Source organism: Paenibacillus chungangensis, from assembly GCF_042675905.1.
Lineage (GTDB): Bacteria > Bacillota > Bacilli > Paenibacillales > Paenibacillaceae > Pristimantibacillus > Pristimantibacillus chungangensis.
The window spans coordinates 255,087-269,905 of sequence record NZ_JBHTJZ010000009.1 but is presented as its reverse complement, the minus strand read 5'-3'; the positions used below and the strand labels follow the sequence as shown (position 1 = coordinate 269,905).

Here is a 14,819-nt window from a genome sequence, read left to right as displayed (position 1 = left end):
ATGACGATTCTTTGTCCCCTTTGCTTCATAATGACAACTTGACAAAGCATAGTATAAGAACATTCCGAGATTTATATGCCCGAAGTTAAAAAGAACCGCTCTCCCTCTTCAAGGGAAAGCGGTTCTTATGAGTGATGGGTTGGGTTGATTAAACTTCCATGATGATCGGCAGAATCATCGGACGGCGTCTAGTTTGCTCATACAAGAAGCGGCCAAGCGCGTCTTTGACATTTGTTTTAAGTGAAGCCCACTCGTTCACCTTGTCATTCATGAGCTTGTTCAACGTTGATGTGACGATACGATTGGCCTCATCTAACAGGCCTTCCGATTCACGGACGTACACAAAGCCGCGTGAAATAATGTCCGGACCGGACAAGATCGTTCCGTCCTGCTTGCTTAATGTAACCACGACGACAAGTATGCCGTCTTGTGACAACAACTTGCGATCGCGCAATACAATATTGCCTACGTCGCCAACGCCCAGACCGTCAATCAGCACGTTGCCGGCTTGTACCTTGGAACCTTTACGCGCAATACCACCTTGGAATTCCACAGTATCGCCATTATCTACAATGAATATATTGTCGGGATCGATGCCAATAGCTTCGCCCAGCTTGCCGTGATGGCGGAGCATGCGGTATTCGCCATGAATGGGAATGAAATACTGCGGCTTGATCAGATTCAGCATGAGCTTCAGCTCTTCCTGACTGCCGTGGCCGGAGACGTGTACGCCTGACACGGACCCTGGGCCGTAGATTACGTGGGCGCCAAGTCTGAATAATTCATCAACGGTGCGACCCACATAACGTTCATTGCCAGGGATCGGCGTCGCGGCAATAATAACCGTATCCCCAGGCAATATATCAACTTTGCGATGAGTGGATCGCGCCATTCGTGTAAGTGCGGACATCGGCTCGCCCTGACTGCCCGTGCACAAAATGACCACTCGGTCCGCAGCCATTTTGTTCACTTCTTCCGGTTCGATAATCATGCCTTCCGGTATGTCCAGATAACCTAACTCGGAAGCGATTCCGACAACATTGACCATGCTGCGGCCGACGACTGCAATTTTGCGTTTTGTCGTTATCGCGGCGTTAATAATTTGTTGAATACGATGCACATTGGAAGCGAATGTCGCGACCACCACGCGCTGCGTAGCCTTCCGGAATATATCCTCAAGCTCATTACCTACATTGCTTTCCGAAGGCGTATAGCCTGGACGCTCTGCATTGGTGCTGTCTGACAGCAAGGCCAAGACGCCTCTGCTCCCGATCTCAGCGATGCGCTGCAGATCAGCGAACTGATCATTCACCGGAGTGTGGTCGAATTTGAAGTCGCCGGTATGAACGACGTTGCCTTCCGGAGTTTCCAGGCATACGCCTACGGAATCCGGTATACTGTGGTTGGTCTTGAAGAAGCTTGCCGTAATGGCGCCCATCTTGATTTCAGAAGTTTCGTTAATTAGAATGCGCTTCGTTTCTCCAAGTAGGCCTGCTTCCTTTAATTTGCCTTCGATCAGCCCTAACGTCAGCTTCGTACCATACACCGGCACATTGAGATGCCTTAACACATAAGGAAGTCCGCCTATGTGGTCTTCGTGACCATGTGTGATGAGAATGCCCCGAACCTTGTCGCGATTATCCGTCAAGTACGTAATATCCGGGATGACGATATCAATGCCAAGCATGTCCTCCTCCGGGAATTTCAATCCGGCATCCACAACAACGATATCGTTGTTGTACTGGATGACATACATGTTCTTTCCGATTTCTCCTGCTCCACCTAGTGCGAATATAAGCAATTTATCCTGGTTGTTCTTCTTTGACAAGTGTATCTGTCCCTCCTAATCGTTACTGTTATAAATATTTCCTATCCAAAAAGCCATAGTCGACCTAACCGTCAGATGCCGCTCTAACGGTTACGTTTAATGGATATTTCATTTGCCGCACCCATACACTTGTTTTTATTATACATGATGAAAAAGCTGGAATACAAGTCGAAGCCAATATTCTCTTTTGAATTTACGTTGCCCCAAGCACAAATGTCTTACACAATGCAATTAAAGCTGGGACCATAAGCGAAAATGACGACGCCGGGCTAACATTCCCGACGTCGCCATTTCCTTTCCGTGATCAACCTACCCACTGCAAATTCAGTTAATGAATAAGAGCTCTTATAAATTCCGCTTCCATCTCATTAACTGTAACAAGAGGAAGCCTTACGTCCCCTACAGGCACTCCCTTTAATCCCAGCGCATACTTTACCGCCACTGGATTTGGGACCGGGTGCGGGCATTGGAATAGACCTTTGAATACAGGGAACAGCCTACCGTTCAATCTCGCCGCTTCTTGCACATGCCCCTGCAAGTACGCCTCGATCAAGCGCTTCATCTCCGCACCTACGATATGGCTAGCTACACTGACAATCCCGTATCCTCCGACAGACAATACAGGCAATGTAGCGCTGTCTTCACCGCTGTATACTTTGAAGCCGCTAGGCGCAGCGCTGACAATCTGGGTCAGCTGATCAAGGGATGCGCAATCTTTCGTAGCCACCACATTCTCAATCAAGGCTAGTCTTAGCGTGGTATCAACGGATATGTTAACCCCTGTGCGTCCTTCGACATTGTACAACATCATCGGTAAGGAAGTACTTTCAGCCACGGCTTTGAAATGCTGGTATAGTCCTTCCTGTGACGGCCTGTTGTAATAAGGAGCAACGAGCAATATACCGTCGACGCCGCAAGCTTCTGCAGCTTTCGTCAAGTGGATGGAATGTGCTGTATTGTTGCTGCCCGTCCCCGCGATGACTTTGCAGCGGCCCGCCGCGTGCTTGACGACGAACTGGAATAATTCCAGCTTCTCCTCTTCGGATAGAGTCGGAGACTCCCCCGTTGTCCCGGCAACGACTAGGCTGTCGCTCTTCTGCTCCTCAATCAAGTAATCAATCAGGTTGCCTGTCGTTGTCCAATCAATTGCACCTGATGCATCGAAAGGGGTCACCATTGCTGTAATTAATCTACCGAAATCCATCTCGACTCCTCCTATTATAATGGTCAATCCATCCATCTTGCTTATGAGAACTTACCGGTGAAGACCGAATTTGGTGTGCAGAGCCCGAAGCGCTTTCGTCATATCCGATTCACGCACCAGTACCCAAATCGTCGTATTGGAGTCAGCCGATTGCATGATGGTAATGCCTTGCTCTGTCAAAGCTTCGACAATTTGAGCCATCACACCTGGCTGTCCATTCATCCCGCCGCCGATGACAGATATTTTGGCGCAAGACGGTATACTCTTCGGATGAAAACCCGCTTCGGTCAACAATTCTAACGCTTTAGCAGCCTGCTCATCAAATACAGTATAAAGCGCTCCGCTCGGGGTGACATTAATAAAATCTACGCTGATGCCGTGCTTAGCCATCGTTCGAAAAACCTGTAGCTGCATGTCTTTGCGATTGTCCAAAGCTTCCACTGCAATCTGGGTAACGCCGCTCACTTGCGCTATGCCGGTAACGTGGCGATCCGTCACGAATGGGACATGATTGCCAGACTGATCGGATACCAGTGTGCCGGTTCCGCTTGCAAAGGTGGAACGGACTCGAATAGGAATACGCGATTGCTGTGCAATCTCCACAGCACGGGGATGAATCACCTTCGCACCTTGCCGAGCCATATTGCAAATCTCTGCATAACTGACGGATGTAAGCGGCTTAGCTTCTTCAACGTATCTGGGATCAGCTGTCAATATGCCGTCTACATCCGTATAGATATCCACGATCTCAGCCCCAAGCGCTGCACCTAGTGCAGTTGCGGTCGTATCGCTGCCGCCACGTCCAAGCGTCGTAAGATCTCCGAGCGGGCTTACGCCTTGGAATCCGGTCACGATAACGACCTCCTCCTCCTGAAGCAGCTTCAGAATGCGATCGGGCTGTATCCGCTTGATTCGAGCGAAGCCATGCTGGTCGTCCGTATAGATGCCCGCGCCTGCACCTGTTAGCACAGATGCAGATATGCTACGGCTCCTAAGCGTGCTGCATAATACAGTAGCAGATATAGTCTCCCCGCAACCAAGCAGCAGATCCATCTCTCTCGGCGGCAAGGAGTCGCCATTGTCGCGGATATACTGAATGAATGTATCCGTCGCATAAGGCAAGCCCCTCCTGCCCATCGCGGACACCACTACAACTGTCGCGTAACCAGCTGCCTTTTCCCTAGCGATATGTTGGATGACGCACTCTCTTGCCTGCGCTGTGGAGAGCGAGGTTCCACCGAATTTCTGAATCAGGATGCGCATGTCAGAAGCCTCCATCATCGATCAGAATAGTGGGACAACTCCGATTAGACGTCATGTGCCATGACGCCTTTCGACGAGCAGAGGCTGTAGCTGCTTGCCTTGTAGCGCCGCTTCGCAGGCTTCCATCACCAGTTCCATTCGGGCAACGAGGGAATTAGGCTTCTCCAGCGGATTGTCTTGGCCGAACGGCACAAAGTAAATATGTTTAGCTACCAGCAACTTAGCGATGTTGGCAGCATTTAAACCAAGTCCATCATTCGTAGATATCGCTAGCACGATTGGTCTGCCATTGCGCATCTGCGCTTTGGCCGCCATCAATACCGCGCTGTCGGTAATCGCATTGGCTAATCGACTTGTCGTATTGCCCGTGCATGGCGCGATTACTAGTACATCGATCAGCTTGGAAGGCCCAAGAGGCTCTGCTTGAACGATTGTTGATATAATCTCATTGCCCGTAATTCCTTTCAACTGCTCCTGCCATTGCTTGGCAGTGCCGAATCGGGTATCCGTTGTAACAAGCGTTTGGGATACGATGGGCACAACGTTCGCGCCAGCATCGACGAACCGCTTAATCTCCGGCATCACTTCTGCGAATGTACAGTGCGAACCAGACAACGCATAACCTACAGTCAATCCATCCCAGTTCATTGTCCATTCCCCCGCTTAATGGTATCGTCCATAATCAACTGACTTAAGCATTCCGCCATAATTCGTCCAGCTGTTTTGGGAGCTACGATACCCGGAAGACCGGGGGCAAGCAATGCCTTTATGCCGCGTTTCTCGGCAAAGCGGAAATCCGTTCCGCCCGGCTTCGAAGCGAGGTCGATAATGACCGCTCTGGATGGTAAATTCGCTATAATTTGCGCTGTGACTATCATAGTCGGAATTGTATTAAAAAGCAAGTCAATATTGCTGACATGCCTCAGTAAATCACGGATATATATCGGCTCAAAACCCATCTCCTCTGCTCTTGCATACATCTCAGACCTACGAACGCCGACCTTCACCTTCGCTCCCAATCCATGCAAAGCGCGCGCCATGGTAAATCCGGTTCGACCAAAACCCAGCACCATGGACGAGGAGCCATGTATGGTGATATCGGTATGCTCGATCGCCATCATTAGTGCTCCTTCCGCGGTAGGTATTGCGTTGTAGATAGCTACGTCGTCACGATCGAATAATTCGACAATTGTAAGCTGCCTTTTATCGCATAACTGTCGCAAATAAGGCTTTGCCATACCTGTATATACCGTGCAATGCTTAGGCAATCTGGATAAATGATCTTCAGTCAATATCATCTCACAATCGCTAAAAACAGCATGGATGCTGCCTGTATCATCCGTTCCCACTGCCGGTAGCAGCAGGGCGTCAACCTCCTCGAACAACGCTTCGTCATAGTCAGCCTGAAGAGCCCCGTGAAGTGATGTCGTCAGACCGTCGAACCCGCAAACGATCACCGTTGCATCCAGCTCGCATAGCTTCCGAATCACTTCCAGTTGTCTGGCATCGCCGCCGAGCAGCAATACGCGAACGCCTGTAAGCACTGGCTTCACTCCTTTCCGGCAATTAGGTATAGACCATCCTATGCTTGCGCCCAGCTTGAGGTGAATAACGACGGAAATAGCAAGAAGCGTGCACGATGATCGCTCACCTTGCACGCCTGCATGAATATTAGCAAAATAAAGTAGCTATGGATTTACCGTTAAACCCCGGTATGTCCGAAACCGCCGTCGCCGCGAACCGTATCTGGCAATTCTTCAGCTTCCTCTATCAAGACCGCGGGTACGACCTGGAACACCATCTGAGCAATTCTTTCCCCTCTTGTGATGGTGAATGGTTCTTGTCCCAAATTGACAAGCAGCACCTTCACCTCTCCTCGGTAATCCGCATCGATCGTGCCTGGTGTATTCAAGCAAGTAATGCCGTGCTTGTATGCTAATCCGCTACGCGGCCTGATCTGTGCTTCCAACTCCATCGGCATAGCCATAGCGAATCCGGTAGGAATGAGCTTCCGCTCCAAAGGCTGCAATGTCAACGGCTCCTGTATAGCTGCCTGCAGATCGAAGCCCGCTGCCCAATCCGACATTTTCTTAGGGATGGCAATGTCGCTGTTCCCTTCCAATCGCTTAAACAGTACCCGATACAAGTTGATCCCTCCTGATGTTTACAGCATCCTTGTCGTCGCTACCAACCATCGCGACCGCGAACGGAGCAGACAGGATCCATTTCATTACTTCTCGAATATCTTCCTCGGTAATCCCGTCTATCCGCTTCAGCAGCTGATCCATCGTCATATGACGGCCCAGCATAAGCTCATTCTTCCCAATTCGGTTCATTCTGCTGCTGGTGCTCTCGAGGCCCAGAATAAGTGATCCCTTCAGTTGCTCCTTACCGCGACTCAGTTCTTCGGCGTGCAGGCCATTCACGGACAGATCGTGAAGTTGTTCCATCGTCAGATCCAGCACATCTTTCGTCTGCTTCGGAGCCGTACCCGCATAGATGGTGAACAATCCTGAATCCGCGTAAGAAGTGTGATAAGAGTAGACCGAATAAGCGAGCCCGCGCTTCTCCCTTATTTCCTGGAACAGCCTCGAGCTCATCCCTCCGCCTAGCGCATTGTTCAGCAGCACCATGGCATATAGCTGCGAATCGCCGATAGGACGCCCTTGGAACGATAGGCAGATGTGATTTTGTTCCGTCTGCTTCTTGAAGAAGATGTAATCTCCCTTGAACGATGGTGCTTTCTCATTCACTTCCGGAGAGGAATGGAGTGAGAAGCCGCCGAAATGCTGCTCCAGCAGCTCCAGCAACGTTTTCTCATCTACATTGCCTGCCACGCTTACTACTGTGTTCTCAATCGTATAACGCTCCGTCATATATTGACGTAATTCATCGGGGCCCATAGCAGTCAACCGATCCTCCAGCCCCAATATGGAATAGGCAAGCGGATGATCGCCGAATGCGGCCCGGGCAGCCTCATCGTGAACCTTGTCGTCCGGCGTATCCTCATACATCGCAATTTCTTCCAGAATAACGTTCTTCTCCTTAGCCAGCTCTTCCGCATCCAACTGAGAATGGAAGAACATGTCCGACAGAGTGTCTATTGCGATCGGCAGATGCTCATCAAGCACCTTGGCGAAATAACAAGTGTATTCCTTCGAGGTGAACGCATTGACGTTGCCGCCGATCCCATCGAACTGATCGGCTATATCCTTCGCTGTGCGCGAACTTGTTCCTTTGAACATCATATGTTCAATAAAATGCGATATCCCGTTATTGTTCAAAGATTCATTGCGCGAGCCTGTCTTCACCCATATCCCGAAAGATACGGAACGGACAGACGGGATATGTTCCACCATTATGCGCAACCCATTGCTAAGCGTATATTTGTTCACCTGCGTCCTCCTAGAATGCGAGTTCAATTTAAAACACCTATAGTAGATGAATGCTTTCACTATATCAGATAACGTTCAGCGGCTCAACTGCGGGTTGCTTTCGCTTGGATGATAACGTTTCGCTTACCGTTCCGACTGCAAGACCCCTCTCACGCGCGATGTTAATCATCCCCGCCAGAGAATCTCTCGTAGTCGCAGTAGGATGCATAAGAATAAGTGCTCCAGGCTCCAGCTTGCTCCTTACTTTTCGGAGAACAGTTTCTGCGGGCGGCATTCTCCAGTCAACCGTATCGATTGTCCATAATACCGTCATAAGCCCCTGCTCTTTTGCTATTTGTACAGTTGCGTCATTGTAGGCTCCGGAAGGTGGCGCGAACCATTTGTTTTTTACGCCCAGCAGTTCTTTAAGCAATGATTCCGTTTTCACAATCTGCCCTCTCTGTGCTTCCCTGCCGAGTGCTGACATGTCGGGATGGGAATATGCATGATTGGACAGCTCATGGCCATCTTCTTGTATCTGCTTGGCAAGCGCCACATTGTTCTTTAACCAGCTGCCATCCAGAAAGAAAGTCGCTTTCACGCCTTCCTGGCGGAGCGTATTCAGAATAGGTTCCAAATATTCGTTGCCCCATGCTACGTTAATCATGAATGATACCATCTTCTTCTCACTATTGCCGCGATAGATGGGAACGGAACCAAGCTGCTCCAGGCCGATTCTGGGCTCGATTTCCTTATAGTGATAAGGAATCGCGCTGCCTAGGGGCATTTTCAAAGCTGCTTCGTACGTGCGATCGATATCAACGGCAAGACCATTGTAACCAGGTATCGCTTTCCATACCCGGTCAATCTTCGCATTAATCGGAGGCTTGTAGTAGGACTCCGCTTCTACAACGATCCTGTTGTACAGCTCCTTCCTATCCTCTTCGCTCAAGCCGCGGAACGTTCCGAATACAAATGTGGCGTCCCCGCTCTTCACTGCATTAATATAGTGTCGCACGCTTCCGTTCATCTGGACGAATACGATTAGCATTAGTATCACTGCCGCTACCGTTGCCGCTTTCCTAATCCACATCTCCAACTCACTCCCGGTTCAAAGCCTGTAAACAAGTGCGGTGCACATGATCAGCATGAACACTCTTATTGTCATTTGTATGTGGACTGGGACAAGGTTATTCGGGTAACGGTAAAATAAAAAAGAGACAGATGAAATCTGACTCTTCGGTGTTTACTATTGTGGCACAAAGTCTACGATTTTGGAGCCTCTTGGGTCACTAATACCGCTTTACGCGATAAATTGATCCTGCCTTGCCCATCGATCTCCGTCACTTTCACTGTAATCTGATCTCCGATTTTGACGACATCCTCACATTTTGCAACACGTTCCGATGACAGCTGCGAGATGTGTACGAGACCATCCTTACCAGGCAAGATTTCAGCGAATACGCCGAACTTCTCAATTCGTTTGACAGTTCCGATGTATATTTCACCAACTACGACTTCCTTGACGATGCCTTCAATGATGGATCTTGCCTTCTGATTCATCTCTTCGTTCGCAGATGCGATGAAGACCATGCCATCCTGCTCGATATCGATTTTCACACCGGTTTCTTCAATGATCTTGTTAATGATTTTACCTCCGGCGCCGATTACATCACGAATCTTATCCGGGTTGATGCGCATAGTGACGATTTTCGGTGCATATTGCGACAGGTTTGTACGGGACCCAGAGATAACCTCAAGCATTTTGCCAAGAATGTGCATCCGTCCTTCTCTGGCCTGCTCCAACGCCTCCTTGAGAATACTGCGGTCGATGCCGTCTATTTTGATATCCATTTGAATAGCCGTCACGCCACTGCTTGTTCCTGCCACCTTAAAGTCCATATCGCCGAGATGATCCTCCATGCCTTGAATATCAGACAGAATGGAGACGTGCTCATCATTTTTGATCAGCCCCATCGCGATGCCGGCAACCGGCGCTTTAATCGGTACACCTGCATCCATCATCGCCAGTGTGCTTGCGCAGATGCTCGCTTGCGAGGTGGAACCGTTGGATTCTAACACCTCGGACACCAGACGAATTGTATACGGGAATTCCTCTTCCGAAGGAAGCACCTTAGACAATGCCCGTTCACCCAATGCGCCATGGCCGATCTCTCTCCGTCCCGGCGGTCGCAATGGGCGTGCTTCGCCTACGCTGAACGGCGGGAAGTTGTAGTGATGCATGAACCGCTTCTCTTCTTCAGGAGAAATGCCGTCCAGAATCTGCACATCGCCCATCGCCCCGAGCGTACATACGCTGAGCGCTTGCGTCTGACCGCGTGTGAACAGGCCAGAACCGTGCGTGCGCGGCAACAGCGCGACATCACACTCAATCGCACGAATTTCATTCAGAGCCCGTCCGTCTGGACGAACCTTATCATGAGTGATGAGCCTACGTACTTCCTCCTTAACGATGTCGTACAGCACTTCTTTGACATCGGCCAGCAGATCCGGCGTATCCGCGTATAACGCTTCGAAATGTTCTACGGTCTGGCTGTTGACAGCATCGATTGCTTCCTGACGAGCATGCTTCTCAGGAATTCTTATCGCTTCTACAAGCTTCTCGGAAGCATATGCGCGTACTTCGCTGTTCACTTGAGCGTTCACAGTATGTAATGCGACTGCCATCTTCGGTTTTCCTGCGATAGATTGCAGTTCCTCGATCTTAGCCACGATGGACTTGATCTCCTCATGTCCGAACATGATCGCTTCCAGCATCACGTCCTCCGGCACTTCGTTGGCTTCCGCTTCAACCATCATAATCGCGTCTTTCGTACCGGCAACGACGACGAAGATATCTGTCTCCTGTTCCTGCTCAACCGATGGGTTAATAACGAACTCCCCGTTGATTCGGCCTACGACAACGCCACCAATCGGTCCATTGAACGGCACATCCGATATCGTTAATGAAGCAGATGTTCCAATCATAGCCGCGATCTCCGGCGAACAATTCTGATCCACGCTCATTACGATATTGGCAATTTGCACATCGTTGCGGAATCCTTCCGGGAATAGCGGACGAATGGGTCTATCCGTCAAGCGGCTGGACAGAATCGCTTTCTCGCTCGGTCTACCTTCACGCTTGATGAATCCTCCCGGTATTTTGCCTACGGCGTAGAGACGTTCTTCGTAGTTAACAGTCAACGGAAAGAAATCCAGATCTTTCGGCTCCGAGGAAGCCGTTACCGTACAGAGTACGACGGTGTCTCCGTATTTGACAGTAACCGCCGCGTTTGCCTGCTTGGCAAGTCGGCCTGTTTCCAGTATGAGCGGCCTGCCGCCCAGCATCATTTCTACTCGATGCATCATTAACCCTCCTTGTCATATTCCAACATCTATTACAAAAAGCAACCCGAATCCCCCAAAACCCGTATACCGGATGGCAGGACAGCAGGTTGCTTTTCTTCTAGCAGGTTTTAACGGCGTAGGCCGAGTTTTTCAATCAATGCGCTGTAACGTCTGACATCCTTGTTCTTCAGGTAAGCAAGCAGCTTACGGCGCTGACCTACCATCTTGAGCAAGCCGCGACGGGAATGATGATCCTTCTTGTGTTCCCGAAGATGCTCCGTCAAGTTCACGATGTTCTCCGTCAGGATAGCGACTTGAACCTCTGGGGACCCTGTATCGCTTGCATGGGTTTTGTGAGTGTCAATCAATTCTTGCTTACGCTCTTGTGTAATTGCCATCCTTGTCCACCTCCTTCTTGTAATCGCCTTGAGCCTCGCTGCCGTCGGTGAGATCGGAAAGCCAAGCCCAGGTTTAGTATGTGCGTGTGATTCCCTCTAAAAGAGTGACCACAACCACAACATTCAAATTATAACATAAACAACTATCGTTTGTCGAGAAAATGCAATCACGAAGTTGCAAGAATCTCTTCCGCCACTTTAGAATCAGAACGTATCTGGCCAATCAGCTCGTCAATTGAGCCGAATTTTTGCTCAGGACGGATAAACGCCATAAATTGGACTGTTATTGACTTGCCGTAAATGTCTTTGTCAAATTGGAAGACATGCGCCTCCATGACGGGTACAATCTCACCTTTATTGAACGTAGGCTTCATGCCATGATTCAGAACACCGTTGTAAGAAGCGCCATCCATCCAAACTTTCACAGCGTATACGCCAAGCCGTGGAGCTACATAAGCATGATGCAACTGCAGATTAGCTGTAGGGAATCCGATCGTACGGCCTCTTCCGTCTCCGTGTACAACAGTTCCGGTCACCTCGTAAGGTCTTCCAAGCAAGTCGGTCGCGGTTGCGATATCTCCGTTCTCCAGCGCTTCCCTCGTATACGTGCTGCTGACCTTGAATCCCTGCTTAACAAGCAGCGGCTCCACAATATGAACATCTATGTCAGGTGCCCCTAGCTCGGCAAGAAGCTCTGCTGTACCTGCTCCCCTGTGGCCGAATGTGAAATCGAAGCCAACTGATGCATGGCTGACGCCAAGCCCTCTCAAAATATCGTTCACGAACCTGTCAGGAGGCACAGCAGAAAGGCTCTGATCGAAATCCATCACGAATACGATATCTACGCCCAGCATTCGAAACAGCTCCGTTTTTCTCTCCAGTGGCGTAAGACATTGATAATAATGCTTCCCACGTCCCAACACTTCTCGAGGATGAGGGTGGAAGGTCATCACAGCCGATTGCAAACCGTGTATTCTTGCTTGCTTCACGGCTTCCGAGATCACATTCTGATGCCCTCTATGCACGCCGTCAAAATGTCCGATCGCAATTGAAACGCCTGCGTTCAGTCCCAGCTCCGCCGCTTTATTTATTGGATAGCTTAGATGAATGATTTCCATCGCTGACACACTTCCTGTTTACATTCTTTATGAGAATATCTTCGCCGGACTGATTCGTTCGTTGACCTGATCATTCTGGAACAGACCGACAAATCGCCGTTCCTGATCGTAGACGCGAATGATATCCCCATCTTGCAGATGCTCTGGTATGACGATTTCTCTTGCGGTTATCTTCATTCCTCGAGTCGCTCTCTCCGCCAATTGAGGAGGCAGCGTTAGTTCGGGCAGATGGGATACAGCTTGATCAGGAGCGATTATATACTTGTTCAGCTCCCCTCCATTGCTGAAAGCTTCTATCTGTTCGATCGTCAAGGAATCCGACTGCTGGAGTCCGCCAGACATCGTCCGTACTAACTTTACCATGACGGCAGGAACGTTCAGTGCCTTGCCAATGTCTACACATAATGTTCGGATATAGGTTCCCTTGGAACAAGTGACCGTGAAGGCAATCTCGGGATGCATTTTGTCCAGGTCCGTCTTCAACAGGCTAATGTCATGAATATGTACGACTCTTGCCTTGCGTTCAACCGTCTGGCCCATTCGGGCAAGCTCGTATAACCGCTTTCCGTCCACCTTAACGGCGGAATACATAGGCGGAATTTGCTCCACCTCGCCAAGGAATTGCTGCAGGACTTCCCGGACTTTAACTTCCGTTAGACCGGACACCTGCTTCTCTTCCAGCACATTGCCCGTCATATCCTCCGTATCCGTAGCGACGCCTAACCTCAATATCGCTTCATACGTTTTGGATCTCTCCTGTATATATTCCACCATTCGAGTAGCACGTCCCAGACAAAGAGGGAGTACGCCGGTCACCATTGGATCGAGCGTACCGGTATGCCCGATACGCTTCATCTTTAGAATTCTGCGGACCTTGGCGACCACATCATGAGACGTCCAGCCTTCAGGCTTCCATACCGCCAGTACACCGTCCATCTCTACATCAACGCCTTTCTTGCCGCTTCTACCAAGCCCGCCATCGCTTCATCCAGCGGCTGTTCCATTCTGCAGCCCGAAGCGCGCACATGTCCTCCGCCGCCGAATTGCTTGGCAATAGCTGCTACATCCGCCTTGCCCGCGGAACGTAAGCTGGCCTTCACAGCCCCGTCTTCCGTTTCTTTGAACAAAATGCCAATCTCCACTCCGTCCACATTAAGCGCATAGTTCACAATACCTTCCATATCCTCCGCCACGGCGCCGCATGTCTTTAGATCGTCCTTGAGAATGTATAACCATGCAATTTCCCCATTGTCGCTGAAGGTCAGGCGGGAGAGCGACAGCTGAAGCATCTTGAGGCCCGCCATCGTCATCTTCTCTAGCAAGAGATCGGCAAGCACGCTTCCAGAGACGCCGACATCAAGCAGCTTGGAAGCTATCTCCAATACCTTGGGACTTGTGTTGGAGTACCGGAATCCTCCTGTATCCGTCAGCAATCCCGTATAGATCGCATTGGCGCAGTCCAAGTCAGGAGAATAGCCGGCATGAAGGAGCAAGTCGTACAGAATCTCTACCGTTGCAGCGGCATCCGGCTTGACGACATTGACCGACCCATAATCGTTGTTCGTAGGATGATGATCGATATTGAGAAGTGGACATCCTTCCGGAATGAGCCGGGAAGGTAGCCCGATACGCCGGTAATCAGCGCAGTCCAGCGCAATGACGGCATCGAATTCAGGCCATTCCGTCTGTTCGACATGATAGATACGGATTTGGTCATAATGGTACAGATAGCTTAGACGGCCAGGCAGCGCACTTTCATTCACCAGCACCGCGCTCTTACCCATTCGACCAAGCAACCAGCTCATGACCGACGTGGAGCTGATGGCATCGCCATCCGGCTGAACATGCGACACAACGAGGAATGAAGCATTGTCCTTAATAAAGTCCAATGCCTCATCCAATTGTTTGCTATAGCTCAATGCCCCGCTCATTCAGGCTCATTCCCGGAATTGATTTCATCCAGCAGCGATTCAATTCTACTGCCGTACTCAATGCTGCTGTCGAATTTGAACAGCAGTTCGGGCGTATGCCGTAATTTTATTCGCTTGCCCAGCTCTGAACGAAGGAAGCCTGTCGCTTTCGCAAGCGCTTGAAGCGTCGCTTCCTTCTGCTCGTCGCTGCCCAGCACGCTCAGGTACACTCTGGCTTGAGACAAGTCATTCGTCGTTTCTACGCCGGTGACTGTTATAAAGCCGATACGCGGGTCCTTAAGCTCCTTTTGGATAATCATGCTGAGTTCTTTTTTGATTTGTTCGCTAACGCGTCCTACACGGACTTTTGCCATGA

General features: G+C 50.1%; 14 protein-coding genes. All 14 read right to left on the bottom strand.

All coding sequences use genetic code 11. The annotated features are described in order from the left end of the window. Positions 1–148: 148 nt before the first annotated feature. Positions 149–1,828 (bottom strand): ribonuclease J, encoded by a 1,680-nt coding sequence (locus ACFQ2I_RS09045; RefSeq protein WP_377563696.1) that lies wholly within the window; start codon positions 1,826–1,828, stop codon positions 149–151. A gap of 328 nt (positions 1,829–2,156) precedes the next feature. Beyond that, complete coding sequence (gene dapA, locus ACFQ2I_RS09040; RefSeq protein ID WP_377563695.1) at positions 2,157–3,032, bottom strand: 4-hydroxy-tetrahydrodipicolinate synthase; 876 nt, start codon at positions 3,030–3,032, stop codon at positions 2,157–2,159. A gap of 51 nt (positions 3,033–3,083) precedes the next feature. Next, positions 3,084–4,295, bottom strand: a complete 1,212-nt coding sequence (dapG, locus tag ACFQ2I_RS09035) for an aspartate kinase (protein ID WP_377563694.1) — start codon at positions 4,293–4,295, stop codon at positions 3,084–3,086. A gap of 51 nt (positions 4,296–4,346) precedes the next feature. After that, entirely contained in the window at positions 4,347–4,943 is a 597-nt protein-coding gene (locus tag ACFQ2I_RS09030; RefSeq protein ID WP_377563693.1) for a dipicolinate synthase subunit B, read from the bottom strand. Continuing rightward, entirely contained in the window at positions 4,940–5,839 is a 900-nt protein-coding gene (dpsA, locus tag ACFQ2I_RS09025) for a dipicolinate synthase subunit DpsA (protein ID WP_377563692.1), read from the bottom strand. The genes ACFQ2I_RS09030 and dpsA overlap by 4 nt, the downstream gene beginning before the upstream one ends. A 158-nt stretch (positions 5,840–5,997) precedes the next feature. After that, complete coding sequence (dut, locus tag ACFQ2I_RS09020) at positions 5,998–6,441, bottom strand: dUTP diphosphatase (RefSeq protein ID WP_377563691.1); 444 nt, start codon at positions 6,439–6,441, stop codon at positions 5,998–6,000. Beyond that, positions 6,422–7,690, bottom strand: a complete 1,269-nt coding sequence (locus tag ACFQ2I_RS09015) for a M16 family metallopeptidase (RefSeq protein WP_377563690.1) — start codon at positions 7,688–7,690, stop codon at positions 6,422–6,424. The genes dut and ACFQ2I_RS09015 overlap by 20 nt, the downstream gene beginning before the upstream one ends. 64 nt (positions 7,691–7,754) lie before the next feature. After that, complete coding sequence (locus ACFQ2I_RS09010) at positions 7,755–8,762, bottom strand: polysaccharide deacetylase family protein (RefSeq protein WP_377563689.1); 1,008 nt, start codon at positions 8,760–8,762, stop codon at positions 7,755–7,757. Between the two features lie 173 nt (positions 8,763–8,935). After that, positions 8,936–11,038: a polyribonucleotide nucleotidyltransferase gene (gene pnp, locus ACFQ2I_RS09005; protein ID WP_377563687.1), complete on the bottom strand. Its 2,103-nt coding sequence runs from the start codon at positions 11,036–11,038 to the stop codon at positions 8,936–8,938. 107 nt (positions 11,039–11,145) lie between these two features. Then, entirely contained in the window at positions 11,146–11,415 is a 270-nt protein-coding gene (rpsO, locus tag ACFQ2I_RS09000) for a 30S ribosomal protein S15 (RefSeq protein ID WP_377563686.1), read from the bottom strand. 167 nt (positions 11,416–11,582) lie between these two features. Beyond that, complete coding sequence (locus ACFQ2I_RS08995) at positions 11,583–12,533, bottom strand: bifunctional riboflavin kinase/FAD synthetase (RefSeq protein WP_377563685.1); 951 nt, start codon at positions 12,531–12,533, stop codon at positions 11,583–11,585. A gap of 27 nt (positions 12,534–12,560) precedes the next feature. Continuing rightward, entirely contained in the window at positions 12,561–13,469 is a 909-nt protein-coding gene (truB, locus tag ACFQ2I_RS08990; RefSeq protein ID WP_377563684.1) for a tRNA pseudouridine(55) synthase TruB, read from the bottom strand. 2 nt (positions 13,470–13,471) lie between these two features. Further along, positions 13,472–14,464, bottom strand: a complete 993-nt coding sequence (locus ACFQ2I_RS08985; RefSeq protein ID WP_377563683.1) for a DHH family phosphoesterase — start codon at positions 14,462–14,464, stop codon at positions 13,472–13,474. Continuing rightward, positions 14,461–14,817 carry a 30S ribosome-binding factor RbfA gene (gene rbfA, locus ACFQ2I_RS08980; RefSeq protein WP_377563682.1) on the bottom strand — a complete coding sequence of 119 codons (357 nt, stop codon included), beginning with the start codon at positions 14,815–14,817 and terminating at the stop codon, positions 14,461–14,463. Before rbfA ends, ACFQ2I_RS08985 begins: the two co-directional genes overlap by 4 nt. Between the last annotated feature and the right edge of the window lie 2 nt (positions 14,818–14,819).